Source organism: Palleronia salina (assembly GCF_900141995.1).
Taxonomy (GTDB): Bacteria; Pseudomonadota; Alphaproteobacteria; order Rhodobacterales; family Rhodobacteraceae; genus Palleronia; species Palleronia salina.
The window spans coordinates 63,830-88,387 of sequence record NZ_FQZA01000011.1 but is presented as its reverse complement, the minus strand read 5'-3'; the positions used below and the strand labels follow the sequence as shown (position 1 = coordinate 88,387).

Here is a 24,558-nt window from a genome sequence, read left to right as displayed (position 1 = left end):
ATCACTCCGCCGCCTCCTGCATCGCGCCGCCAACGGGGAAGACCTGCGCGTCCTGGATATTCAGCGTCGCCTTGATCTTGCCCTTGCGGCCGTCCTCGTAGGTGACCTCGGTCTCGGTGTAGATTTCGTCCTTGCCACCGTAGAGCGCGTCGAGGATGTCCTCGAACTTCTCGCCGATGACCTTGCGGCGGACCTTCTGGGTGCGCGTCAGCTCGCCGTCGTCGGCATCGAGTTGCTTGTGCAGCACCACGAACCGATGAACCTGGCAGCCCGACAGCATCTCGTCCTCGGCGACGCTGGCGTTCACCTCGGCCACGTGGCCGCGCATCATCTCGAGCACCTTGGGATGCTGCGAGAGCTCCTGGTAGGAGCCGTAGCCGATATTGTTGCGCTCGGCCCAGTTGCCCACGGCGTTCAGGTCGATGTTCAGGAACGCCACGCAGCGGTCCTGCCCGGCGCCGAAAACCACCGCCTCCAGGATATTGGGGAAGAACTTCAGCTTGTTCTCGACATACTTGGGCGCGAACATCTGGCCGGTCGCCAGCTTGCCCACGTCCTTGGCGCGGTCGATGATGCGCAGGTGGCCGGTGCCTTCCTCGAAGAAGCCCGCGTCACCCGTGGCGACCCAGCCATCGGCGTCCTTGGTGTCGGCCGTGCTTTCGGGGTTCTTGTAGTATTCCACGAAGACGCCGGGCGAGCGGTAGAAGACCTCGCCGTTTTCGTCGATGCGGATCTCGACCCCGGGCGAGGCGACGCCCACGGTGTCCGAACGGACCTCGTTGTCGGGCTGCTGGGTGATGAAGACCGACGCCTCGGTCTGACCGTAGAGCTGTTTCAGGTTGATCCCCAGCCCGCGGTAGAACTCGAAGATTTCCGGGCCGATGGCCTCGCCCGCGGTATAGCCCACGCGGATGCGGCTGAAGCCCAGCGTGTTCTTCAGGGGCCCGTAGACCATCAGCTCGCCCAGCCGGTATTTCAGCCGGTCCCAGCCGCCCACCTCGCGGCCGTCAAGGATATCGGGGCCGACGCGCTTGGCGTGGGCCATGAAGTAATCGAACAGCGCCTTCTTGATCCGGGTCGCATCCTCCATCCGGATCATCACGGTGGTCAGCTGCGTCTCGAACACCCGGGGCGGCGCGAAGTAGTAGGTCGGCCCGATCTCGCGCAGGTCGACGGCCATGGTGTCGGGGCTTTCGGGACAGTTCACGCAGAACCCCGCCACGTAGGCCTGCGCGATCGAGAAGATGAAATCGCCCACCCAGGCCATGGGCAGGTAGGCCAGCGTATCCTCGCGGTGGGTCAGGTTGTCGAACTGGACCGACGCCTTGGCCGTCTCGATGATGTTGCGGTTGGACAGAACCACCCCCTTGGGCCGCCCGGTGGTGCCCGAGGTGTAAAGCATCACGCAGGTATCGTCGTAGCCCAGCGCGTCGGTGCGCGACTGCAACTCGCTGCCCAGGCGCTTGCGCGCGTCGCGGCCCGCCTTCTGCACGTCGGCGTAGGAGGTCAGCTTCTCGTGGTCGTATTTCCGCAGGCCCCGCCCATCCAGGTAGACCATGTGCCGCAGCGCACTGCCCTCGGCCGAGGTGGCCTCCTGCAGCTTGTCGACCTGTTCCTGGTCGCCGACGATCGCCATGACCGCGCCGCAATGCTCGAGCTGGTAGGCAATCTCGTCGACGGCGGCGTCCTGATAGATGGGCACCGGAACCGCGCCCGCGCTTTGCACGGCGACCATCGCCCAGTAGAGCGCGGGACGGTTGCGCCCCGAGATGACCACCAGGTCGCCGCGCGCCAGACCCAGGTCCATGAGCCCCAGCGCCAGCGCCTCGATCTCTTCCGAGACTTCGCCCCAGGTCCAGCTTTGCCAGATCCCGAATTCCTTCTCGCGATAGGCCGGGCTTTCGCCCAGATCACGGGCGTTGCGCGCCAGAAGCGCGGGAATCGAGACGGCGGTCTCAGTCACGACGATGTCCTCCCTCGCCGCTATTGCTTGCGGCGTTGGGGGCATTGCGACCGAAAATATGGGCCGGGTCAAGTATCCGGCTGCGCCTTTTCCGACACGACCGGCCAGCGGCACGCGCCATCCCGCAGAGCGGCACAGATGCTGCGAATGCGAAGGGGCGACCCGCGACGGGCCGCCCCTTGAATGGTCGAAACTGCGCGCGTGGCTCAGTTCAGGGTGTAGACCAGCGAGACGCCGAACTGGTGCTCGGTCGACTTGTTCCCCGGCGCGGGATCGGTGTGATACTCCGACTGCACCGAGGTGCGCAGCGCCAGCACGTCGGTCATCGACACGTTCAGGCCCAGGTCGTTGTAAAGCACGGTGTCCGAGTCCGACGCGATGATGTCGGTGTCGTTGGTCAGGTACACGCGCTCGTTGATGCGCTGCAGGTACTCCGACGACAGCGAGAACGCGGCCTCGTTGATGTCGTCGTTGTCGGCGCCCGGCACGACCGCGCCGATGTCGCGGAAGCTGGCGAAGCGATAGCCGGGACCGGCCTGGATCGACCACTGGGTCTGCGCCGTGTCGATCACGCGGTAACCGGCACCGAAGCCGAGGAACACGTCGTTCTCGCGCTCGAAGGTGTTGGCGGTGTTCGGGCGGTCGGTCTCGCCGTCATAGGTGCCCTGCAGCTTGGCGAAGCCATAGAGCTGCGGGTTGATGTCGCGCGTGTACTGCAGGCTGTAGAGCAGGCTGTTCTCGTCCGTGTCGCCGTCGGCCTCGGAATAGGCATAGTAGAGGCCCAGCTCGACGCCGTTGGGGCCCCAGACATAGCCCAGGTTCGACCCGACCCCGAGGTCGAGCGAGTCGTCGTTGTCCTGCTGGCTGTCGCCGGTATCGGCGGTGGCGCGCAGCGCGACCGAGCCGGTGAAGCCCTGGGCGCGACCCTCGTTGCCGAAGCGGCGCGTCTGGCGGTCGAAATCGTCTTCGATATCCTCGGCGAGGTTCTCGTTCGCGTCCTCGACGGCGCTGTCGCCGCGCAGGCCGGTGTTGTCGAAGGTGGTGGTCTGGGCGTGCGCGGCCGACCCCAGCAGGGCGGCAAGCGCGGCCGAAACGGCGATGCTTTGGGTATGTGTCATCTGACGAACTCCAGTAAGAAACCGCGCGGCGGGAGGCGCCGCGTGAGCCTGGAGAATGATTTTCACCCGCGCGGGTTCAACGCGTGCGCCCAGATTGTTCGGAGCCTTTGCCTGGCCGTGCAATCACGCAACAGGGCGCGGAATCCCGCCGCCGATTTCCTGAGGAAATCGACAGCTTCGGCATGTTGTCGCCAAAGCGGCGAACAAATTTTTCCGCACCCCTTGAAGGCGAAATGCTTGACCAGCCAATGGCTTACCGCGCCAGAATGTCGCAGTCGGGGCGGCCCGGCGCGCCTACTCGGCCGCCACCGCCTTGTCCGACGCCGCCTCGACCCGGACGGCCGAGTATTTGAATTCGGGGATCTTGCCCCATGGGTCCAGCGTCGGGTTGGTCAGGATGTTGGCCGCCGCCTCGACATAGGCGAAGGGCAGGAAGGCGCAGTCCTCGGCCACGTTGCGATCCGACCGTGCATCGACCGTCACGCTGCCGCGCCGGCTGGTCAGACGCACCTGCCCGCCGGGCTCCACGCCCAGCCGCTTGAGGGTCCTGGGATGCATCGAGCAGGTCGGCGCCGGTTCGATCTGGTCCAGCACCGAGGCCCGGCGCGTCATCGCGCCCGTGTGCCAGTGCTCCAGCTGGCGCCCGGTGATCAGGATCATCGGGTAATCCTCGCTGGGCGCCTCGGCGGGCGGGGTGACGCGGGCGGGTGTGAACTTGGCGCGGCCCGCGCGGCGCGGAAAGCCCTCGCCGAACATGACCGAGCGGCCCGGATCGTCGCGCGACATGGCCGGGAAGGTGACCGAGCCTTCGCTCTCGACCCGGTTCCACGTGATGTGGTGCAGGTTGCGCATGGACATCTTCATCTCGTCGAAGACGCTGCGCGGCCCGTCGTAATCCCAGTCGAGCCCCAGCCGGTTCGCCATGTCGACGACGATCTCCCAGTCCGGCCGCGCCGCGCCCGGCGGATCCACCGCGGCGCGGCCCATCTGCACCTGCCGGTTGGTGTTGGTGACCGTGCCCCGCTTCTCGGGAAAGGCGGCGGCGGGCAGGATCACGTCGGCGAAGTTCGCCGTCTCGGTCAGGAAGATGTCCTGCACGACCAGGTGGTCGAGCTGGGCCAGCGCCTTGCGGGCATGTTCCACGTCGGGGTCGGACATGGCCGGGTTCTCGCCCAGGATATACATGCCCTTGATCTCGCCGCGGTAGATGGCGTCGATGATCTCGACCACCGTCATGCCGGGCGTCGGGTCGATCTCGGTGCCGCCCCAGATGTGACGGAACAGCTCGCGCACCTCGCTGTCCTCGACGCTTTGATAGTTCGGCATCACGTGCGGGATCAGCCCGGCGTCGCTGGCGCCCTGCACGTTGTTCTGCCCCCTCAGCGGGTGCAGGCCGGTGCCCGGCCGCCCGATCTGTCCGCACAGCAGCGCGAGCGAGATCAGACACCGCGCGTTGTCGGTGCCGTGGACGTGCTGGCTGACGCCCATGCCCCAGAAGATCATCGCCCGGCTCGCCCGCGCGAAGGTGCGCGCCACGTCGCGGATCGTCTCGGCGTCGATGCCGCAGATCTCGGCCATCCGCTCGGGCGGGAAGGCCCGGATGTGGTCGCGGAACTCGAAGAAGCCCTCGGTGAAACCCTCGATATACTGCCGGTCGTAGAGCTTTTCCTCGACGATCACGTTCATCATGCCGTTGAGCAGCGCCACGTCCGTGCCCGGCCGGAATTGCAGCATGTGGCTGGCATGGCGCGCCATGGCCTGCCCACGCGGGTCGATCACGATCAGCTGTCCGCCCCGCTGGGCGAACTGCTTGAAATAGGTGGCCGCGACGGGATGGTTCTCGGCCGGGTTGGCGCCGATGACGATGGCGACCTCGGCGTTCTCGATCTCGCGGAAGCCGGCGGTCACGGCGCCCGATCCCACGTTCTCCATCAGCGCGGCGACCGAGGACGCGTGGCAGAGCCGCGTGCAGTGATCCACGTTGTTGTGGCCGAAAGCCTGGCGGATCAGCTTCTGGAAAAGGTACGCCTCTTCGTTGGTGCACTTGGCGCTGCCGAAACCCGCCACCGACCGGCCGCCGTAGTAGCTGCGCAAGTCGCCCAGCCCGTGGGCCGCGCGGTCCAGCGCCTCCTCCCACGTCGCTTCGCGGAAATGGGTCCAGGGGTTGCTGGGATCGACGTTCAGCCCCTTGTCCGGTGCATCGTCGCGGCGGATCAGGGGCTTGGTCAGGCGATGCGGGTGGTGGATGTAGTCGAAGCCGAACCGACCCTTCACGCACAGGCGCCCTTCGTTCGCGGGGCCGTCGATGCCGTCCACGTAGGCGATGCGTCCGTCCTTCACCTTCATGGACACCTGGCACCCGACGCCGCAGAACGGGCAGATCGATTTCACCTCGGTGTCAAAATCGCTGCTATCGCCGCGCTGCTGGTCGTCCAGCACGCTGGCGGGCATCAGCGCGCCCGTGGGACAGGCCTGCACGCATTCGCCGCAGGCGACGCAGGTGCTGTCGCCCATGGGGTCGTCCATGTCGAAGACCGGGTAGGCCGCGTGCCCCCGTCCCGCCATGCCGATCACGTCGTTCACCTGCACCTCGCGGCACGCGCGCACGCACAGCCCGCACTGGATGCAGGCGTCGAGGTTCACGCGCATCGCGACATGGCTGTCGTCCAGCAGCGGCACGTGCGCGGTATCCAGCGGGGGGAACCGGCTGTCGGTGACCTCGGCCTGGTCGGCGACCTCGCGCATGTGCGAGCCGCGATCGTGCGCCGCGGTCGCGTCGGGCTGGTCGGCGGTCAGCAGCTCCAGCACCATGCGGCGCGCCTGCGTTTCGCGCGCCCCCTGGGTGGTGACCTCCATGCCGTCCTCGGGCGTGCGGATGCAGGACGCGGCCAGCGTCCGCTCGCCGTCGATCGCCACCATGCAGGACCGGCAGTTGCCGTCGGGCCGGTAACCGGGGCTGTCCTTGTAGCACAGGTGCGGGATGGTCGTGCCCTGCCGCTTGGCCACCTGCCAGATGGTTTCGCCCGGCCGGGCGGTGACGGTCTGTCCGTCGAGCTTGAAGATCACCGGATCGGCCATGCTGTCCCCCCTGTCGCGCGCCGCCCCACCCTAGCGATGGATGCCGGTGTGTCATGCCCCCGAATGCGACGTCTCACGCCCATTTGCGCCACGCGCCGAAAGCGGCTATCGCCGGATTCATCAGGCAAGGAGACGACCCGATGGGCGAAATCGTTCTGGTCCGCCACGGCCAGGCCAATTCCCACGCCGCGACCGAAGAGGAATACGACCGGCTGAGCGACCTGGGGTTCCGCCAGGCCGAATGGCTGGGCGACTGGCTGCGCGACCAGGGCGAAGGCTTCGACGCGGTGCTGTCGGGCACCTTGCGGCGCCACCGCGAAACGGCCGCCTCCATGGGGGTCGAGGCGGCCGAGGACCCGCGCCTGAACGAGATGGACTATTTCGCCCTGGGCCGCGCGCTCGAGGATGTGCACGGCGTGCCCATGCCGGACGCCGACGGGTTCTTCGACCACGCGCCGCAGGTCATGCGCGCCTGGCACGCGGCCGAGATCATGGGGACCGAAACTTTCGCCAGCTTCGAGGCGCGCATCACCTCGGTCCTGATCGAGGCGGCGGCCGAAGGGCGGCGAACCCTCTGCGTCACCTCGGGCGGGGTCATCGGCATGGCCCTGCGCCACGTGCTCGAGCTCGACGCCACGCGGCTGGCCCACGTGCTGATGCCGATCCACAACACGTCGATCCACCGCTTCCATATCCGCCGCGACCAGATGCTGCTCGCGGGCTTCAACGCCACGCCGCACCTGGACCGCGACGACCGCGCCCACGCGCGCACCCATTACTGAGGGAGATACCGCCATGACGCATCTCTGGGTCCGCGCCGAGCCGCGCGCGAACGAGGACCGGGTGGGCCTGACGCCCGAGGGCGCGGCCGGGCTGATCCAGGCAGGCCTGCGCGTCACGGTGGAGGAAAGCAGCACCCGCGCCATTCCCATCGACGGCTACCGCGACGCGGGCGCCGTGATCGCGCCCGAGGGCAGCTGGCCCCACGCGCCGGCGGACGCCATCATCTTCGGCCTGAAGGAATTGCCCGACGACGGCACGCCGCTCGGTCACCGCCACATCATGTTCGGCCACGCCTACAAGGGACAGGCCGACGGGCGTCGCCTGCTCGAGCGGTTCAAGGCCGGGGGCGGCACCCTCTACGACCTGGAATACCTGGTCGACGACGCGGGCAAGCGCGTCGCCGCCTTCGGCTACTGGGCGGGCTTCGCGGGGGCGGCGGTGTCGCTCATGGCCTGGGCCGCGCAGCAGAAGGGCGCGCCCTGCCCGCCCGCGCGCAGCTATCCCGACGCCGATGCCCTGGCGGAAGACGTGCGGACGCAGCTGAAAGACGCGACGGCCAGCTTCCCCACCGTGCTGGTCATCGGCGCCAAGGGGCGCGTGGGCTCCGGCGCGTCGGATTTCTGCACCGCCGTGCGCGCGCCCGTCACCCGCTGGGACATGGCCGAGACCGCCCGTGGCGGCCCCTTCCCCGAGGTCCTGCACCACCACCTGTTCCTGAACTGCATCCTCGCCGCGCCGGGCTGCCCCGTCTTCGTGCCCGCGGACGCGAAGACCGCGCCGCGCCGCCTGACGGTGATCGGCGATATCGCCTGCGACCCCACGTCCGATTTCTCGCCGGTGAAGGTCTACGACCGCACCACCACCTGGGACGCGCCGGTGCTCAGGGTCCACGACTCCCCGCCGCTGGACGTCATGGCCATCGACAACCTGCCCTCGATGCTGCCGGTCGAGGCTTCGCAGGACTACGCCGCGCAGCTTCTGCCGACCCTGCGCGCCCTGCCCCGCATCGACACCGACCCGGTCTGGGCCCGCGCGCGCGAGACCTTCTTCGCGCACCGTCCGTGACTTCATCTTTCCCCAAATACCTAAATCCCAACAGGAGCCCCAAGCGATGACCATTCACTGGTGCGGCACCGGCCTGTCCGCGATCCCCGGCCTGCGCGAACTGATCTCGGAGGGCGCGGACGTGATCGTCTGGAACCGCTCGCGCGACAAGGCGGTGGCGGCGGTCGGCGACCTGACCGACCGGATCGAGACCTTCGACATGGACGCCATCGGCGCGGCGCTGGCGCCGGGCGACGTGGTGGTGTCGATGCTGCCCGGCGATTTCCACGTGGCGCTGGCCGAGCTCGCCATCGCCAGGGGCGCGCATTTCGTCAGCTCCAGCTATATCGCGCCCGAGATGCGGGCGCTGGACGAAAGGGCCAAGGCCGCCGGTGTCACGCTCATGAACGAGATCGGGCTCGACCCCGGGATCGACCACCTGCTGGCGCACAAGCTGATGGACGACTACCGCGCCAGCGACGCGTTCGACCCCGCCAACGCGCTGCATTTTCTCAGCTATTGCGGCGGCATTCCCAAGGTCCCCAACGATTTCCGCTACAAGTTCAGCTGGTCGCCGCTGGGCGTGCTGAAGGCGCTGCGCTCGCCCTCGCGGTCGTTGAAGGACGGCGCCCCCTTCGACGCCGCGCGGCCCTGGGACGCCATCGGCGATTACGAGGCGCAGCTGCCGACGCCCGAGACCTTCCAGGTCTATCCCAACCGCGACAGCCTGCCCTTCATGGCGCAGTACGGCTTCGATCCGGACTGGAACACGCAAACCTTCGTGCGCGGCACCCTGCGGCTGCAGGGCTGGTCGGACGCCTGGGCGCCGGTCTTCGCCGAGGTCGAGACGCTGGAGGGTCCCGCGGGCGACGCGCGCCTCAAGGAGATGTCCGACGGCTTCTGGGCCGAACATGCCTACGCCGAGGGCGAGCCGGACCGCGTGGTGATGTGCGTCGACCTGCGGGCCGAGCGCGACGGCAGGACGATCTACCACAAGACCCACGTGATGGATGCCTGGGGCGACGCGCGCGGCAGCGCCATGGCGCGGCTTGTGTCGATCCCGGTGGCCATGGCGATCCGCGCTGTCCAGGCCGGCGATATCGCCCCGGGCGTGCACGCCGCGCCGTCGGACCCGAAGCTTTACGACCGGTTCCTGTCGCGCGTGGACGACCTGGCGCAGCACCTGGGCGAGGTCGATCACCTCGCCTGAGGCGCCGCGCCCGGTTCAGCCCAGCAGGCGGTAATACATCCAGTCCGGCACGAAATTCGCCACCCGGAACAAAGCCCCGAAGCTGCGCGGGAAGTTCTTGGCGAACGTGTCGTCGTGCATGTGCTCCATGATCTCGCGGGCCGCGTCCTCGGGCTCCATCATCATGGGCATGTGAAAGTCGTTCTTGTCGGTCAGCCGCGTCCGCACGAAGCCCGGGTTCACCAGCTGCACGTCGACACCGGTCTGGCGCAGGTCGGCATACATGGACTCGGCCAGCACCATCAGCCCGGCCTTGGACGCGCCGTAGCCGATCGAGTTCGGCAGGCCGCGGAAACCCGACAGCGACCCCGTCAGCACGATATGGCCCGCGTCCCGCGCGACCATGGCGGGCACGACCTGTCCCAACACCCTTGCGGCGCCGGTCAGGTTCACGTCGAACATGGTCGTGACCTGCTCGGGCGTCCATTCCGTCGCCGATTGCGGCCAGTAGGCGCCGACCAGCCAGATCAGACCGTCGAGCTCTCCCGCCTCGCCGGCCGCGCGCGCCACGTCGTCGTCGTCGGTCACGTCGCAGGTCACCACGGTGGACGGGCCGGCGATCTCGTCCGCCAGCTCGTGCAGACGGTCCGCGCTGCGCGCCGTCAGCACCACATGCGCACCCGCGCGGCTGACCGCCTTTGCAACCTCGCGCCCCAGCCCTTCCGAGGCGCCCACGATCCAATAGCGTTTCTTGTTGAAGTCCCGCATCATTCCTCTTCCTTGCGAATGGTGGCCACCAGTTCGGCCACCAGGAACCCGTATTTCGTGAATTGCGACCGGTTAATGATGGTCCCGTTCTCGGACAGGTACATCCAGTCGACCACGTCCAGCCTGTGCCCGCCCGCATCCTTCGGCAGCACGATCCGGTAACTCAGGCGCACGGCCGGTCCGCCGACCTGGCCCTTGCCCTCGCCCTCGACATCGTCGGCGCGGGCGATGAAGCGGTCGCCGTGAAGCTCGAGATGCCAGGCCCGCGATTGCCGCGCGCCGCTGTCGTAGCTGAAATCCTCGTGCAGGACGCCGCGGTCACCCTCCCACTCGCCACGCATCGCGGCGGTGAAGCGCGAGGCCACCCGCCCCGTCGGTCCGAAGATCACGCCCTCGCAGATCAGCGGTCCGTCCAGGTGGCGGCGCAGGTCGATCTCGGGGCCCAACCCCTCGTAGTCCGAGATGTTCTGCCCGCGGAAGGCGACGAAATTCGCGCGCAGGATCAGCGCGCCCAACAGGAAGACGGCCAGGATCGAGATGTAAATGAAGATGTCCATGTCTCATCTTTCGTCTGGCGTGCGGCCCGGTCGTGGCGGCTGTCTGTCTGCTTCGTGTCCGTGTCTTTCCTACAATCGAGCGGTCGGAATGTTCCTCGCGCCCGGGGCCGCAAGCGGCGACCCGCCACCCCGTCAGGGGCTGATATCTTGCGTGGGCGGCGTGGGACGCGGCCGGTATCCGGCCCCTTTCCACCACAGCTTGAGGGCCTGCCAGTGGATCAGGCCCAACACCCGCCGCGACCCGAACGGCCGCCGCAGGCAGGCCGCCAGGATCGACCGATTGGTCAGCGGCCGCCGCCCGCCTTCCAACGTGGCAAGGATCCCCTCGCCCCCATCGGTGCGGTAGTCGATGACGATGCGCACGTATTCGGCGCCGATGTCGAACCGGAAAGCATAGCCGCCGGCCACGTCCTGGAAAGGCGACACGTGGAAAATCTTGCGCGCGTTCAGGGTGTCGCGCGGGCCGATCGGCGCCATGTCGTCGCGGTGGCAAAGATAGCTGTGGCGGTCGCCGAAGGTGTTCGTGACCTCGGGGATCACGCCGCGCAGGCCGCCGTTTTCGTCGCGCAGCAGCCAGAAACTCACCGGGTTGAATACGTGCCCCAGCACGCGCGGCTGGGCCAGAAGCTCGACCCGGTCTACATGGGGCCCCAGCGGATGATCCGCCAGCACGTCGCGCACCCAGGCCGCACCACGCCCCTGCCCCGGCGCGCCGCCATGGTCGCGGTCCCGAAGGCTCATCAGGCCGGCACCGTTGCGCGTGAACAGGCTCGGCCCGCGCACCGATGCCTCGGCGTCGAGCGCGACATAATCGATCCCGTAGGTGAACGCGTTGCGCACCGCGCCCCGGCGCCCGTGGAAGGTGCGCCCGGCGATATGCTCCACGGGGCTCATTCCGCGGCGACGGCCGTGTTGTCCCGTTGCCCCATGGCCTCGGCCACGTCCACCGCGCTGGCGAACCCGTCCTCGTGGAAACCGTTGCGCATCCAGGCCCCGCAGAACCACGTGCCATGGGTGCCGTTCATGGCGCGGATCTGCGCCTGCCCGCGCAGGGCCGCGCGATCGTAGACCGGATGGCTGAACGTGACCTCGTCGTAGACCAGCCTCGGATCGATCCCGTCGCCGCCGTTCAGCGTCACGAACATCGGGTCGTCCTGCGGGATCGGTTGCAGCGAGTTCATCCAGTAGCTCAGTGCGATGCGGTCCGCGGGACCGGTCCGCGGCTCCTTGTAGACCCAGCTGGACCAAACCGCCCGGCGCCGTGGCATCACCGACGCATCGGCGTGCAGCACCGCGTGGTTGGGCTGGTAGCGCACGGCACCCAGGGCCTCCCGCTCGGGCGCGGTGGGCTTTTCCAGCAGCGCCAGCGCTTGGTCGGAATGGGTGGCGAAGATGACCTCGTCGAAATGGTCCGATCCCGCGCCATGCGTGTCCACGTGCACGCCGGCCGCGTCGCGGCGGACCTGCGCCACGGGCGCCCCGGTGCGCAGCTCGACCCCCGCCCGCGCCAGGGCGGCCTCAAGGCGCCGGACGTATTCGACCGACCCGCCCTGCACCGTGTACCACTGGTGTTGCCCCTCGTAGCCCAGCAGGGCGTGATTCTCGAAGAAACGCACCAGCGCCTCGGCGGGGAAGTCCAGGATGCCTCGGCAGGGCGTGGACCAGATCGCGCCCGAGAACGGCAGGATATAATAGTCGCGGAACCAGGCACCGAGGCGAAGCCGCTCGATCAGGGCGCCGATGGTCATGTCCGGTGTCACTGTATCGCGGGCCAGCCTGTTGAAGCGCACGATGTCGCGCAGCATCCGCAGGAAGGCCGGGTTCGCGACATTGCGCCGTTGCGCGAAAACCGTCCGGAGATCGGCCAGCCCGTATTCCAGCCGCCCGCCCCGGGCCGACAGGCCGAAGGACATGTTGCTTTCGGTAACCGGCACGTCGAGCTCGTCGAAAAGCGACACGAGATGCGGATAGTTCACCTTGTTGAACACGATGAAGCCGGTATCCACCGGCTGGTCACCGCGCTTGCCGGCCATGACGGTGCGGGCGTGGCCGCCAAGCCGGCGCTCGGCCTCGTAGAGCGTGACGTTATGACGGTCCTTCAGGAGATAGGCCGCGGCCATCCCCGAGATTCCGCCCCCGATGATGGCTATGCGTCGGGGCAGGTCGGTCGATGGCTCGAACGGCATGGGATCTCCAGCTGGGTCGATGTCTTTTCACGTATAGGCACGGCTTGGACGGTCCATATGTTTCAAATGTGGTCAAAGGACAGCCATATAAGCAAGCTGTGACATCGTGTCAGTTCACCCCTTCGCGCGGCGACGCGACCAGGGGGGGATCCTCGACCTCGGCGAAATCGAAATGATGCAGGCGATCGGCGCGTTTACTGGCCTTTTCGCCCGAGATCAGGATCTCGTCCACGTCCTTGCGCGCCTGCTGGAAATGCCGGTCGAGATTGCCCACCCGCCCCACCAGGCGCTCGCAATCGGCGTTGAGCAGGGCCAGCTCCTTGCGGATGGCGCCGGCTTGCTGCTGCATCCGGGCATCCTTTAGGATCGCGCGCATGGTGTTGAGCGTGGCCATGCAGGTGGTCGGCGACACGATCCAGACGCGCGCCTCGAACCCGGCGCGCACGACCTCGGGCAGACGCGCGTGCAGCTCGGCATAGATCGCCTCGGAGGGCAGGAACATGATGGCGCCGTCCGCCGTCTCGCCCTCGATCACGTAACGGTCCGAGATGTCCTTGATATGCTTGCGCACGGCCGCCCCGAAGGCGCGCAGCGCGCGGGTCATGTCATCCTTCGTTTCGGCCGCGGCCAGCTGCTCGAACGACTCGAACGGGAACTTGGCGTCGATGACGATTGGTCCCGGCGGGTTGGGCAGATGAACGAGGCAGTCCGCGCGCCTGCCGTTCGACAGGGTCGCCTGCAGGGTAAAGCTGTCGGCGGGGAGAGCCTTCGACACGATATCCTGCAACTGGATCTCGCCGAACATGCCGCGGCGCTGCTTGTTCGACAGGATGTCCTGAAGGCTCAGCACATCGCCCGACAGCTTGGTGATGTTGTCCTGCGCCTTGTCGATGACCTGCAGGCGTTCGCGCAACTGCGTGAGCGAATGGGTGGTCTTCTCGGTCTGGCCGTGCAGCGTTTCGCGCATCCGCTCCTGCATCTCGGACAGCGCGCGGTTCGTCTTCGTCGCGTTCTCGGCCAGGCGGTCTGCCATGCGCGACTGCACGTCGTTCAGCCGCCCCTCGACCGTCTGGATCAGGTTCAGCTGGGCCTTGGACTGGGTGTCGCTGACCAATTGCAGGTTGCCCGAAAGCTGCGCCTGCCCGGCGCCAAGCTGCTGGACGTCGCGGCCCATGCGAAGAAGCTCGGCGGTTAAGGCCTCGGTCTGGCGGGCGCTTCGTCCCGCACGGACAAGCGTGACCAGCAGCAGAAGCAGGATGACCAGCAGAAAGGCACCCAGAGCGACCGGCAGGGTCAGCGGATCTTGTAGCAAAAGGTCAAGCTCTGCGCGGGTCATCGCCGTCCGAACAGCCGTTCAATGTCGGATAACTGCAATTCCACGTAGGTGGGGCGCCCGTGGTTGCATTGTCCCGAATGGGGTGTCGCCTCCATCTCGCGCAGGAGCGCGTTCATCTCGGGCGCGCTCATCCGCCGGCCCGATCGGACCGAGCCATGGCAGGCCACGCGGCTGAGCACCGCCTCGATGCGGGCCTGCACCGACAGGCTGTCGCCCAGGTCATCGAGCTCGTCCAGGATGTCGCGCAGCATGGCCTGAGCATCCACGGTGCCCAGGATGGCGGGCGTGGCGCGCACGGCGACCGCGCCGCCGCCGAAAGCCTCGATCTCGAGCCCCAGGCGCGACAGGCCGTCGGACAGCTCCAGCAGGCGCGCGGCATCGTTTTCGGACAGATCCACGATCTCGGGGATCAGCAGGGCCTGCGAGGCGACCCCGTTCTCGGCCATCTGGCGCTTGAGCTTCTCGTAGACCAGTCTTTCGTGCGCGGCGTGCTGGTCGACGATGACCATTCCGCTATCCGTCTGGGAGATAATGTAATTTTCGTGGACCTGTCCCCGCGCCGCGCCCAGCGGAAAGCTGTGCGCCGGGGTCTCGTCCTCGATGACCGGCCCGGGGTCGGGATCGACGCGGGCCCAGCTGCCCTGGGTCTCGGCAAAGCCCGGCGCGGGCGCGGGTCGCGGCACGCTGGGACGGTCCATCTGGTAGACGCGCGGGGCCGCGGCGGGCGGCTCGGGACGCATGGCCCCCAGCGCCGCGCCCGCCACCGTCGTCGCGGCGCGGTGGCCCGCCTCGGCCAGCGCATGCCGCAGGGCCGAGACGATCAACCCCCTGATATTGCCGGGATCCTTGAACCGGACCTCGGTCTTGGCGGGGTGGACGTTCTGGTCGACGCGCGCCGGATCGCATTCGACGAACAGGGCCGCGACGGGGTGGCGGTCGCGGCTGAGGAAGTCCGCGTAAGCCCCGCGCAACGCACCGAAAAGCAGCTTGTCCCGGACCGGGCGGCCGTTGACGAACAGGTATTGATGGGTCGCCTGTCCGCGAGAATAGGTCGGCAGGGCGGCATATCCGGTCAACGCCGCGTCGTCGCGCGATGCATCGATGGTCAGCGCGTTGTCGGCGAAATCGGCGCCGAGGATGCGGCCAAGCCGTGTACGAAGTGCACCGAATAGGTCACCGGTCCCCGCGTCGGCCCGGAACACGACGCGGCCCTCGCCGCCGCCCGACACGTCGCTGAGCGTGAAGGCGACCGTCGGCTCGGCCATGGCGAGCCGCTTGACCACGTCGGCGATCGCCTGCGCCTCGGCCCGGTCGGTGCGCATGAACTTCAGGCGGGCAGGCGTGGCGAAGAACAGGTCGCGCAGCTCGATCACCGTGCCCGACCGGATGGCGGCGGGGCGGACCGGCTCGGCGCGCCCGCCGGCCACCGCGATACAGGCGCCATCGGACCCCGCCGCGCGGCTGGTGATCGTGAGACGCCCCACGGCGCCGAGGCTGGGCAACGCCTCCCCCCGGAAGCCGAAAGAGGTGATGTTCAGAAGGTCCGACCCGTCGATCTTCGACGTCGCGTGGCGGGCCAGGGCCAGCGGCAGATCCTCGGGCGTCATGCCGCAGCCGTCGTCGGTCACGCGGATCAGGGTCTTGCCGCCATCGGCATAGGCGATGTCGATGCGCGTGGCCCCGGCATCCAGCGCGTTCTCGACCAGTTCCTTCACCGCCGAGGCGGGACGCTCGACCACCTCGCCGGCGGCGATGCGATTGATCGCACCATCGTCCAGCTGACGGATTCTGGGGCGATCCGCGCCTATCTTGGGGTCATGCAGCGTCATGCCACCAGTGGTAGCATGGCCTCGCCCCACCTGCACAGGGGGGATCTGGGCTTATCAACAGGAAATGGCGGGTCGGCCCGGGCCGCCCGAACGCGCCCCGGCGCAAAGGCCGGGGCGCGCCGGGATCAGTTGGTGGCGTCGAGCCCCTCGGGCTGGCCAACCACCACGAAACGCAGGTCCTCGGGGCGGTAGATCCGGTCAGCCACGCGGGCGATATCGTCCAGCGTCACCGCCTCGATATTGTCGTTGCGGCTGGCGATGTAGTCGACGCCCAGCCCATCCATCTGCATCCCCACGAGGATGCCCGCGATGCGCGCGTTGCCGTCGAAGCGCAGCGGGTAGGCCCCGGTCAGGTAGGTCTTGGCGGCGTCGAGTTCCTCCTCGGTCACGCCCTCGGCGATGCGGGCCCATTCGTCGCGCAGGACCTCGACCGTCTCAGCGACGCTTTCGTTCGCGGTGCTGGCCTGCCCCAGGATCAGCGCGCCGTAATCCATGGGCTGAAGCCCGGTGCCGACGCCGTAGGTCAGGCCGCGCTTGACGCGCACCTCTTCCATCAGGCGCGAGTTGAAACCGCCGCCACCGAAGATCTCGTTCGCGACGTAGGCGGCGAAGAAATCGGGATCGTGTCGGTCGATGCCCTCGTGGCCGAAGATGACGACCGATTGCGGGGTGTCGTAGTCGATGACGCTGACGCCCGGCTCGGCGGAATACGTGGCATCCTCGGGCAGTGTGCCCCCGGTCGCGGGCAGATCGCCCAGCAGGTCATCGAGCAGCGTGCCCAGCTCCTCGGGCGTGATGTCGCCCACCGCGCCCACGTAGAGCCGGTCGCGGACAAGGGTGGCCGCGTGCGCGTCGACGATATCCTGCCGCGTCAGGGTCGCCACGCTGTCGCGTGTGCCGTCGTTGGGCCGGCTGTAGGGATGGTCGGGGAAGGCCGCGTCGCTGAAGGCGCGGTAGGCGATCGTGCGGGGGTCGTTCAGGTCGCTGGCGATGTTCGACAGCACCTGGTCGCGCACCCGGTCCACGGCCACCTGGTCGAAGGTCGGCTCGACCAGGGCGGCGCGCAGCAGCGCCACCGCCTCGTCGCGGTTCTCGGTCAGGAAGCGGGCCGAGATGCTGACCGCGTCGTCGTAGGCGTCGAACTCGAAGGACGCCGCCAGTTCCTCGCGCGCGGCGGCGAAGCCCTGCGCGTCCATCTCGGCGGCCCCTTCCTCGAGCAGGCCCATCATCAGGTTCACGGCGCCTTCCTTGCCCTCGGGGTCCAGGATCGTGCCGCCCTTGAAGCGGATTTCCAGCGCGGTGAAGGGGATCGAGTCCTCCTGCACCAGCCAGGCGTCGATGCCGCCGGGCGACGTCACCTCGTCAATCTCGACGGCCGCCGAGACCGGCAGGGCGGCGGCCCAGACGAGGCCGGCGAAGGCTGCGATACGCATCATCATTGGGTCATCTCCTGCGGATCTTGCGGGACCGTTTCGTTCGCCGCCGGGGTCGGATCGGGCGCGGTCGCCGTGGCGGCGGGCGCAGTGTCCTGCGGCGTGGTCAGGTAGCCCGTGACCGCGTTGCGCCGGTCGAAGACCTGCCGTGCGGCCTCGACGATTTCCTCGCCGGTGATGGATTGCAGGATGCCCGGCCACGCCTCGACATCCTCGATGGTCAACCCCGAGGTCAGGGCCGCGCCGTAGCGGCGGGCGAGCGACTGGGTGCTGTCGGCCTCGTAGATCTCGGCGGCGCGCATCTGCATCTTGATCCGGTCGAGCTGTTCGGGATCGACGCCGTCCTCGATGAAATCGGCAAGCTCGCGGTCGAGCGCGGCTTCGGCGTCCTCAAGGGACACGCCCGGTGCGGGGACGACGACGAGACCGAAGGTCGTGTCGTCCAGCGACGTGCCGCCATAAAAGGCCGACGCATACAGCGCCTCGCCGGTGCCGAATTGCAGGCGGCGCGACAGCTCGGAGGTCTGGCCCTGCCCCAGCACGTCCGACAACAGCGTCAATGCTGCGGCCGTGCGCTGGTCGCCCGGGTCGCGCTCGGGGGCGAGATAGGTGCGTATGACATAGGGCTGGGCCACGCGCGGGTCCTCGAAGGTCAGGCGACGCTCGGCCAGTTGCGGCGGCTCCTGCGGGCGGGTGCGCTCGGGCAGGTCCGGGTTGGCCGGGATCGGGCCGTAATGCTCCTCGGCCAGGGCGCGGACCTCGTCGGGGGTCACGTCACCCGCCACGATCAGGATCGCGTTGTTGGGGCTGTAATAGGTCTCGTAGAAATCCAGCGCGTCCTGGAGTTCCAGCGCCTCGACCTCGTGCATCCAGCCGATGACCGGTATGCCGTAGGGGTGGTTCTGGTACTGCGCGGCGCTGCGCTGCTCGCCGAACAGTGCGCCGGGATCGTTCTCGGTCCTCTGGCGGCGTTCTTCCTGGATGACCCGCCGCTCGGTGGTGATGTCCTGTCCGTCCAGTTGCAGGTTGCGCATCCGGTCGGCTTCCATCTCCATCATCAGGCCCAGCCGGTCCGACGCGACGCGCTGGAAATACGCGGTGTAGTCCTGGCCGGTGAAGGCGTTGTCGGTGCCGCCGTTTGCGGCGACCACGCGGCTGAATTCGCCCGGCTCGAGCTTTTCGGTGCCCTTGAACAGCAGGTGTTCGAGGTAATGGGCGACGCCCGAGACGCCGGGCGGCTCGTCCGCGGCGCCGGTGCGATACCAGACCATGTGCACCACCACGGGCGCGCGGGGGTCTTCCAGCACGACCACGTCCATGCCGTTGTCGAGCGTGAAGCTGGACACGTCGGCGGCGTGGGCGGCCTGGGCCAGGCCCAAGAGCGTGGCGATGGACAGGATAGATTTGCGCAGCATCAAGGGCGGCTCCTTCGGCGAATGGTTGCGCAAGAAACTATGCACGCCGGCGGGCGCCGCAATGGGCCTTACGCCGTTGTGACCATTCGCCCCGGCCGCGGTGTTACTGCAGCTCTTCCGGCGGGGCGGCGGGGGTGCGCACGCCCTGGCGGCGGAAGCGTTCCAGCTCGGCGTGCTGATCCAGCGACTGGGGCGCGTAGGCCTTGTAGTAGATCGATGTATTGAACAGCCGTTCCAGCAGCCGGCCGTCATTGTCCTCGCGGAAAGCGAGATCCTCGGAGGCGAGGGTGCGTCGGATGTCGCCGTTCACGCCGAAGCGCGTCGCGCGGGCGATGAGCGCGCCGCCCTGCACCTGCCCCGCCTGCGGACGCCCGCCCAGCGCGGCGATCGCGTCGGCCTCGGGCGTCTGGTCCGAGCGGTTGGTCCCGCCCGGCGTGGGCGGCGGCAGGGCGTTGAAGCTTTCGGGTGCCTGCAGCGGCTTGTTGGGCACGATGGCGAATTCGTCGGGGCCCTGGCTGTCGGAGGTCAGCGTGATGAGATCGGGCGGGCCGCCGCAGGCCGACAGGCCCGCCGCCATGGCAGCCGCAAAAAGACCCCGCATCAACCGACCGCGCATGCGCGCCCCCTTCATCGCTCGTCCCCGGCAGGCATATCGCACAACGTCCGGCCCGTCACGGGGTCTTCTTCCCGCCGGTGAACAGAACCAGCCCCACCGCCCCGGCGAAGATGGCGATGTCGGCCACGTTGAAGGCATACGGATTCTCGATCCCGCAGCAGGACATGTTCAGGAAGTCCGCGACCGCGCCGTAGATCAGCCGGTCGACCACGTTGCCCATGGCGCCCCCCACCAGCAGACCCGCCGAAACCATGGCGAAGGGACCGGGCCGTTCGCGCCGCATCCACAGCAGGACCCAGCCCGAGATCACCAGCGCCAGCGCGATCAGAACCCAGCGCGCCGCGTCGCTGTCGCCGGCGAAGAGACCGAAGTTGATCCCCCGGTTCCACGCCATGCGCAGGTTGAGGAAGGGCGGGATGACGTCGATGGCGCCCACGCGCGCAAGGTCGAGGCCCTGCACGACGATCAGCTTCACCACCTGGTCGAGCACGAAGGTGATCGCCGCTGTGATCCAGAGCCGGCGCATGTCAGTGCCGGAAATGCCGCATGCCGGTGAAGACCATCGCCAGCCCCACCTCGTCCGCCGCGGCGATCACCGCGTCGTCGCGCATGGAGCCGCCGGGCTGGATCACCGCCGTCGCGCCCGCCTCGGCCGCCGCCAGCAGACCGTCGGGGAACGGGAAGAACGCGTCCGACGCCACGACCGAGCCCTGGGTCAGAGGTGCCGAAAGGCCCAGCGCCTCGGCCATGTCCTGCGCCTTGCGGGCCGCGATGCGGGTGCTGTCCACGCGGCTCATCTGTCCCGCGCCGACGCCCACGGTGGCGCCGTCCTTCACGTAGACGATGGCGTTGGATTTCACGTGTTTCGCAACGGTCCAGGCAAAGCGCAGGTCATTTAGCTGCGCCTCGGTCGGCTGCACCTTGGTCACCACGCGCAGCTGGTCGAGCGCGATCTGGCCCACGTCCTTGTCCTGCACCAGGTAGCCGCCCGAGACCTGCCGCCAGACCCGGCCCCCGGCGCGGGCGTCGGCCAGCCCGTCAGTGGTCAGCAGGCGCAGGTTCTTCTTGGCGGCAAAGACCGCGCGGGCGTCGTCGTCGGCGCCGGGCGCGATCACGACCTCGGTGAAGATCTGGGCGATGGCCTCGGCCGTCGCACCGTCCAGCGGGCGGTTCAGCGCCACGATCCCGCCGAAGGCCGACACGCGGTCGCAATCGTAGGCGCGGGCGTAGGCCTCGGCCAGCGTTCCGCCGCGGGCCACGCCGCAGGGATTGGCGTGCTTGACGATGACGCAGGCCGGATCTTCGCCCGCGAACTCGCTCACCAGCTCGAACGCGGCGTCGGTGTCGTTGATGTTGTTGTAGCTCAGCTCCTTGCCCTGGTGCTGGGTCGCGGTGGCGACGCCGGGCGCATCGGTGCCATCGGTGTAGAACGCCGCCGCCTGGTGCGGGTTCTCGCCGTAGCGCATGGTCTGCTTAAGGGTACCGGCGACGGCGCGGCGGCGTGGCGCGGCATCGCCGGTGGTGTCGGCCATCCAGGTCGACACGGCCGCATCGTAGGCCGCGGTGCGGGCATAGGCGCGCTGGGACAGGGTGCGCCGGAACGCGGCGCCGGTCTGGCCGCCGTTCTCGTCCAGCTCGACCAGCAGGGCGGCGTAATCCTCGACATCGACAACGGTTGTTACGAAGCCATGGTTCTTGGCCGCGGCGCGGATCATCGCGGGGCCGCCGATGTCGATATTCTCGATCGCCTCGTCCCAGTCGGCCCCGCGCGCGACGGTCGCCTCGAACGGGTAGAGGTTCACCACCAGCAGGTCGATCCCGCCGATGCCGTGATCCTCCATCGCCTTCACGTGGTCGGGGTTGTCGCGCAGCGCCAGCAGGCCGCCATGAACCATGGGGTGCAGGGTCTTCACGCGGCCGTCCATCATCTCGGGGAAGCCCGTCACCTCGGCCACGTCGCGCACGGCGATGCCCGCGTCGCGCAGGGCCTTGGCCGACCCGCCGGTGGACAGGATCTCGACGCCCCGGTCCGCCAGCGCGCGGCCCAGGTCCAGCAACCCGGTCTTGTCCGAGACGGAAATCAGCGCGCGTTTCAGGGGGACGAGATCGGGCATCGGGGCGGCTCCTTCTTGCGGTCAGGCGATGACGGGCTGGTCGTCATGCACCGTGTCGCGCACCGCATCGGGTGTTTGGCGCGCTTTTGCAAGGGTCCAGCTGACCCGGGTGGCGTAATCGGCGGCGCTGGAGGCCAGGACGATCTGGCTGGTGGCGCGCGGCGACAGCGACACGCTGTCGAGATAGACCGACGGCTCGACCCGCATCTCGGCCGCGCCGCCGTGATGGAAGGTCCAGAGCTCGCCGCTTTTCAGCAGCAGCAACACCGTCTTGGGATCGTCGCCGGGCTGGACCACCACGTCGGGATGCAGGTGGAAGCGGATGCGAAAGGGCAGATGGCCGGTCTCGGTCGCGTCCAGCGCGCGGTCGAAGATCGCCTCGTCGCTCTGCTCGACCGTTGCCAGCACGTCCTCACCCCGCAGCGCGCGGCCGTTCGTATCGAGGTAGAGCTGGCGCACGTGGGTCAGCCCGAAATCGGCGACATAGCCGTCATGCCCGGCGATGAGCCCGGTGGAGCGGTCGCTGCGCCGTCGTTCCATCCGCACGTCGCGGGGCGCGTCCGAGAGCAATCCGTCGCCCGAGGCGCCCAGCCGGGCCGAGGAATACCCGTCCAGCGCCAGCGTGCTGTGGCTGGGCGTGGCCCGGCCCGCGCGGCGCCATTTCTCGCCGAAGCTGCGGCCCGCACCGCAGCTGACGATGACCGGACGGCGGCCCGATGTCAGTTCGAACGCGAGGGTCGAGGCGTGGGCCTCGGCCGATCCGGGGCCCTCGGGCGGGGCGGCCACGTCGATCAGCACCGTGGCGCGGACGTGGGACAGCCGCGCGAAGCCCATGGCGCGGTCCCCCGGGGGGCTGGCCGCAACGCCCGACTGCGCCAGCGCCCGGTCCAGCCGTCCGGGCTGGCCGCGTCCGCCGCCGTGAAACCGCCCCAGCCCGCCATCGGCGTGGCGCAGGCAGCGCAGCACGGGCGCCGCGCGTTCCAGCGCGTCGGTGATCGCTTGCGGCACCGGCCGCTCGGCCTCGACCAGCGCGGCGCGGGCGGCGGCCAGGTGCCCGAAGACGATCGCCAGATCCTCGGGGTTGCGGTTGGCGATGCCCCCCTCGGCGTCGATCAGGGTCTCGGCCGCAGTGGCGAGGCCCGTCGTGGCGCGCGAAAGGTGCCGCCCCGCCCCGCGCAGATGCAGGCCCGCGACCAGCAGCCCCATCAGCGCCTCGAGCCGCGGGGCGGCCATGGGCAAAGACCGCTGACGGCGCGCGAGAAACGTCAGTTGCCGCGACAGCGCGGCGAAGAACCGGCGTCGCGTGGCGGGCGGAACGCCGTCGAGCAGCATCTCGCCGTGCTGGATCCAGCGTGTCACGCGCCGCCCGGCGAGGTCCGGCCGCCAGCCGGGGCCGCGGCCGCGCCCGAACCGCGCGATCCAGTCATGCACCCAGTCACGTGCCAGGACATCGGCCTTGCGCGTGCCCTGCGCGGCCAGGTCGTCCAGCCAGGCCATGCCGTGCAGGTCGGCCTCGAACAACGGATCGTCCGGCAGCGGCAGGTCCCAGACCGAGGTTTCGGCCGCCTCGACCAGGTAGCCGCGGAACAGGAAATGCCCGGCGACGATCTGCGCGCCACGCTCGGCGATGCCGGTGCCGGGGGGCAGCGGCTCACGCTCGAACGCCCGCGTGTGGCGGCCCAGCCCGGCGAGACGCGCATGCAGGCGGTCGGCCCTTGTCTGTCGAATGTCGGTCATCGGCTGCCCGTGCCTGGCCCTTCATGGGTCTTTGGCCGCAGTCTAGGGCCGCGCGGCGCGGCTGTCATCCCGGCGCGCGTCACGCCACGCGGAAGACCGCCACGAAGAAGCCGTCCATCCCGCCGATCTCGGGCCAGTAATCCGGGCGCAGCCGCAATCCCTGCGGCCCGATCCAGTCGGACGCGATGCCGTCCAGCGTCAGGGCGCCGGGATCCAGCGTCAGGCCGGGATGTCGGGACAGCGCCGCGTCGACCTGCGCCTCGCCCTCCTCGGGCAGGAGCGAGCAGGTGCAGTAGACGATGCGCCCCCCCGGGGCGGTCAGCGTCACCGCCCGGTCCAGCAGCGCCGCCTGCAAGGCGATCAGCGGCGCGAAATCCTGCGCCGCCTTGGCGCGCGGCAGGTCCGGGTGGCGGCGGATCGTGCCGGTGGCCGAGCACGGCGCGTCCAGCAGCACGGCGTCGAAGGGCCGGTCGGGCGCATAGCTGAGCGCGTCGGCCACCACCACCTCGGCCGCCATCCCGCAGCGCGACAGGTTCTGCGCGACGCGGGCCATGCGCGTCTCGGAAATGTCCAGCGCGGTGACATCGGCACCGGCTGCGGCCAGTTGCAGCGTCTTGCCGCCCGGGGCGGCGCAGAGGTCCAGGATCCGCTCGCCCGGCTGCGGGTTCAGCGCGCGGGCGGGCAGCGCAGCGGCGGCGTCCTGCACCCACCACGCGCCGTCGTCGTAGCCCGGCAGCGCGGTGACCTGCGCGCCGGGTTGCAGCCGGACCGACCCGGTGGGGGTGACCCGACCGCCCAGCCGCTCGGCCCAGCCGGGGGCGTCTTCCTTCACGCTCAGATCCAGCGGCGGGGTCGCGGCGAAGGCGTCCTCCATGCCCGCGACCGCCGCCTTGCCGTAGGTCTTGAGCAGCGGCTTGCGCAGCCACTTGGGCAGGCGCGGCACCGGGAGCGCGGCCCAGGCATCCGCGCGCTGGACGTTGCGCAGGACGCCGTTGACCAGCCCCGCCTGCCCCGCGCCACGCTCGCTCGCGCGTACGAGGTCTACGGCGGCGCTGACTGCTGCATGGGGCGGGGTGCCGCCTTCGTGGATCTCGTAGATCGCCAGCCGCAAGATGTTGTGAACCTCGGGCCAGGGCTTCATCCGCAGGAACGGGCCCAGCGCCCGGTCGGCGCGGTCCATCCAGCGCAGCGTGCCGATCGCCAGCCGCTGCGCGCGGGCCCGGTCGGGGGCTTCCAGTGCGCGGGTCCGCTGCTCCAGCACCTCGGACATAAGCCGGCCGTGCTCGGTCACGTCACCCACCAGTGCCAGTGCGGCGGCGCGCGCCCCGTCGATCTCGGCCATGTCGTCATCCCCGTTGCAACGGACCGCCCGCAGCTCTTGAGCCGGGGCCT

Annotated in this window: 19 protein-coding genes; 3 read left to right on the top strand and 16 right to left on the bottom strand. The window is 69.0% G+C overall.

Annotated elements, in window-relative coordinates:
• Nucleotide 1: 1 nt before the first annotated feature.
• The 3 genes from BUB76_RS14225 to fdhF form a co-directional block, all read right to left on the bottom strand.
• On the bottom strand, nt 2–1,963 hold the full coding sequence (locus BUB76_RS14225) for an AMP-binding protein (protein WP_073129464.1): 1,962 nt from the start codon (nt 1,961–1,963) through the stop codon (nt 2–4).
• Between the two features lie 206 nt (nt 1,964–2,169).
• The gene (locus tag BUB76_RS14220; protein ID WP_073129463.1) at nt 2,170–3,081 is read right to left on the bottom strand and encodes a DUF481 domain-containing protein; all 912 of its coding nucleotides are present in this window, start codon (nt 3,079–3,081) and stop codon (nt 2,170–2,172) included.
• A 294-nt stretch (nt 3,082–3,375) separates the two neighbouring features.
• Nucleotides 3,376–6,159 (bottom strand): formate dehydrogenase subunit alpha, encoded by a 2,784-nt coding sequence (gene fdhF, locus BUB76_RS14215; protein ID WP_073129462.1) that lies wholly within the window; start codon nt 6,157–6,159, stop codon nt 3,376–3,378.
• A gap of 140 nt (nt 6,160–6,299) precedes the next feature.
• Here fdhF and BUB76_RS14210 point away from each other — a divergent pair, with 140 nt between their 5' ends.
• Genes BUB76_RS14210 through BUB76_RS14200 form a run of 3 tightly spaced genes read left to right on the top strand, consistent with a single transcriptional unit; the run spans nt 6,300 to nt 9,196 of the window.
• Nucleotides 6,300–6,941 (top strand): histidine phosphatase family protein, encoded by a 642-nt coding sequence (locus BUB76_RS14210; RefSeq protein WP_073129461.1) that lies wholly within the window; start codon nt 6,300–6,302, stop codon nt 6,939–6,941.
• 13 nt (nt 6,942–6,954) lie between these two features.
• Nucleotides 6,955–8,007 carry a saccharopine dehydrogenase gene (locus BUB76_RS14205; RefSeq protein WP_073129460.1) on the top strand — a complete coding sequence of 351 codons (1,053 nt, stop codon included), beginning with the start codon at nt 6,955–6,957 and terminating at the stop codon, nt 8,005–8,007.
• A gap of 46 nt (nt 8,008–8,053) precedes the next feature.
• Nucleotides 8,054–9,196, top strand: coding sequence for a saccharopine dehydrogenase family protein (locus BUB76_RS14200; RefSeq protein WP_073129459.1), 1,143 nt, complete (start codon nt 8,054–8,056; stop codon nt 9,194–9,196).
• 15 nt (nt 9,197–9,211) lie between these two features.
• Here BUB76_RS14200 and BUB76_RS14195 read toward each other — a convergent pair whose 3' ends face one another.
• The 13 genes from BUB76_RS14195 to BUB76_RS14135 form a co-directional block, all read right to left on the bottom strand.
• Nucleotides 9,212–9,943, bottom strand: coding sequence for an SDR family NAD(P)-dependent oxidoreductase (locus BUB76_RS14195; RefSeq protein ID WP_073129501.1), 732 nt, complete (start codon nt 9,941–9,943; stop codon nt 9,212–9,214).
• On the bottom strand, nt 9,943–10,500 hold the full coding sequence (locus tag BUB76_RS14190) for a DUF3833 family protein (protein ID WP_073129458.1): 558 nt from the start codon (nt 10,498–10,500) through the stop codon (nt 9,943–9,945). Before BUB76_RS14190 ends, BUB76_RS14195 begins: the two co-directional genes overlap by 1 nt.
• Before the next feature lie 132 nt (nt 10,501–10,632).
• Complete coding sequence (locus BUB76_RS14185; RefSeq protein WP_073129457.1) at nt 10,633–11,394, bottom strand: DUF1365 domain-containing protein; 762 nt, start codon at nt 11,392–11,394, stop codon at nt 10,633–10,635.
• Nucleotides 11,391–12,686 (bottom strand): NAD(P)/FAD-dependent oxidoreductase, encoded by a 1,296-nt coding sequence (locus BUB76_RS14180; RefSeq protein ID WP_073129456.1) that lies wholly within the window; start codon nt 12,684–12,686, stop codon nt 11,391–11,393. Before BUB76_RS14180 ends, BUB76_RS14185 begins: the two co-directional genes overlap by 4 nt.
• A gap of 109 nt (nt 12,687–12,795) precedes the next feature.
• Nucleotides 12,796–14,022, bottom strand: coding sequence for a DNA recombination protein RmuC (locus BUB76_RS14175; RefSeq protein ID WP_073129455.1), 1,227 nt, complete (start codon nt 14,020–14,022; stop codon nt 12,796–12,798).
• Nucleotides 14,019–15,851, bottom strand: coding sequence for a DNA mismatch repair endonuclease MutL (mutL, locus tag BUB76_RS14170; RefSeq protein WP_073129454.1), 1,833 nt, complete (start codon nt 15,849–15,851; stop codon nt 14,019–14,021). The genes BUB76_RS14175 and mutL overlap by 4 nt, the downstream gene beginning before the upstream one ends.
• A gap of 125 nt (nt 15,852–15,976) precedes the next feature.
• A complete protein-coding gene (locus BUB76_RS14165) occupies nt 15,977–17,287 on the bottom strand; it encodes a M16 family metallopeptidase (protein WP_084140682.1) in 1,311 nt (436 codons plus the stop codon).
• Nucleotides 17,287–18,699 (bottom strand): M16 family metallopeptidase, encoded by a 1,413-nt coding sequence (locus BUB76_RS14160; protein ID WP_073129452.1) that lies wholly within the window; start codon nt 18,697–18,699, stop codon nt 17,287–17,289. Before BUB76_RS14160 ends, BUB76_RS14165 begins: the two co-directional genes overlap by 1 nt.
• Before the next feature lie 103 nt (nt 18,700–18,802).
• A complete protein-coding gene (locus BUB76_RS14155; RefSeq protein ID WP_073129451.1) occupies nt 18,803–19,315 on the bottom strand; it encodes a DUF3035 domain-containing protein in 513 nt (170 codons plus the stop codon).
• Between the two features lie 55 nt (nt 19,316–19,370).
• Nucleotides 19,371–19,841: a signal peptidase II gene (gene lspA, locus BUB76_RS14150; protein ID WP_073129450.1), complete on the bottom strand. Its 471-nt coding sequence runs from the start codon at nt 19,839–19,841 to the stop codon at nt 19,371–19,373.
• Nucleotide 19,842: 1 nt separating this feature from the next.
• The gene (purH, locus tag BUB76_RS14145) at nt 19,843–21,429 is read right to left on the bottom strand and encodes a bifunctional phosphoribosylaminoimidazolecarboxamide formyltransferase/IMP cyclohydrolase (RefSeq protein WP_073129449.1); all 1,587 of its coding nucleotides are present in this window, start codon (nt 21,427–21,429) and stop codon (nt 19,843–19,845) included.
• Between the two features lie 21 nt (nt 21,430–21,450).
• Nucleotides 21,451–23,166, bottom strand: a complete 1,716-nt coding sequence (locus tag BUB76_RS14140; RefSeq protein ID WP_073129448.1) for a heparinase II/III family protein — start codon at nt 23,164–23,166, stop codon at nt 21,451–21,453.
• A 79-nt stretch (nt 23,167–23,245) separates the two neighbouring features.
• Nucleotides 23,246–24,508, bottom strand: coding sequence for an RsmB/NOP family class I SAM-dependent RNA methyltransferase (locus BUB76_RS14135; protein ID WP_073129447.1), 1,263 nt, complete (start codon nt 24,506–24,508; stop codon nt 23,246–23,248).
• Nucleotides 24,509–24,558 lie beyond the last annotated feature (50 nt).

Coding starts and splice junctions, on each gene's coding strand:
- BUB76_RS14135 (WP_073129447.1), bottom strand. CDS start 24,508: ATGGCCGAGATCGACGGGGCGCGCGCCGCCGCACTGGCACTGGTGGGT.
- mutL (WP_073129454.1), bottom strand. CDS start 15,851: ATGACGCTGCATGACCCCAAGATAGGCGCGGATCGCCCCAGAATCCGT.
- BUB76_RS14155 (WP_073129451.1), bottom strand. CDS start 19,315: ATGCGCGGTCGGTTGATGCGGGGTCTTTTTGCGGCTGCCATGGCGGCG.
- BUB76_RS14220 (WP_073129463.1), bottom strand. CDS start 3,081: ATGACACATACCCAAAGCATCGCCGTTTCGGCCGCGCTTGCCGCCCTG.
- lspA (WP_073129450.1), bottom strand. CDS start 19,841: ATGCGCCGGCTCTGGATCACAGCGGCGATCACCTTCGTGCTCGACCAG.
- BUB76_RS14165 (WP_084140682.1), bottom strand. CDS start 17,287: ATGATGCGTATCGCAGCCTTCGCCGGCCTCGTCTGGGCCGCCGCCCTG.
- BUB76_RS14210 (WP_073129461.1), top strand. CDS start 6,300: ATGGGCGAAATCGTTCTGGTCCGCCACGGCCAGGCCAATTCCCACGCC.
- BUB76_RS14140 (WP_073129448.1), bottom strand. CDS start 23,166: ATGACCGACATTCGACAGACAAGGGCCGACCGCCTGCATGCGCGTCTC.
- fdhF (WP_073129462.1), bottom strand. CDS start 6,159: ATGGCCGATCCGGTGATCTTCAAGCTCGACGGACAGACCGTCACCGCC.
- BUB76_RS14160 (WP_073129452.1), bottom strand. CDS start 18,699: ATGCTGCGCAAATCTATCCTGTCCATCGCCACGCTCTTGGGCCTGGCC.
- BUB76_RS14185 (WP_073129457.1), bottom strand. CDS start 11,394: ATGAGCCCCGTGGAGCATATCGCCGGGCGCACCTTCCACGGGCGCCGG.
- BUB76_RS14190 (WP_073129458.1), bottom strand. CDS start 10,500: ATGGACATCTTCATTTACATCTCGATCCTGGCCGTCTTCCTGTTGGGC.
- BUB76_RS14205 (WP_073129460.1), top strand. CDS start 6,955: ATGACGCATCTCTGGGTCCGCGCCGAGCCGCGCGCGAACGAGGACCGG.
- BUB76_RS14175 (WP_073129455.1), bottom strand. CDS start 14,022: ATGACCCGCGCAGAGCTTGACCTTTTGCTACAAGATCCGCTGACCCTG.
- BUB76_RS14200 (WP_073129459.1), top strand. CDS start 8,054: ATGACCATTCACTGGTGCGGCACCGGCCTGTCCGCGATCCCCGGCCTG.
- purH (WP_073129449.1), bottom strand. CDS start 21,429: ATGCCCGATCTCGTCCCCCTGAAACGCGCGCTGATTTCCGTCTCGGAC.
- BUB76_RS14195 (WP_073129501.1), bottom strand. CDS start 9,943: ATGCGGGACTTCAACAAGAAACGCTATTGGATCGTGGGCGCCTCGGAA.
- BUB76_RS14180 (WP_073129456.1), bottom strand. CDS start 12,686: ATGCCGTTCGAGCCATCGACCGACCTGCCCCGACGCATAGCCATCATC.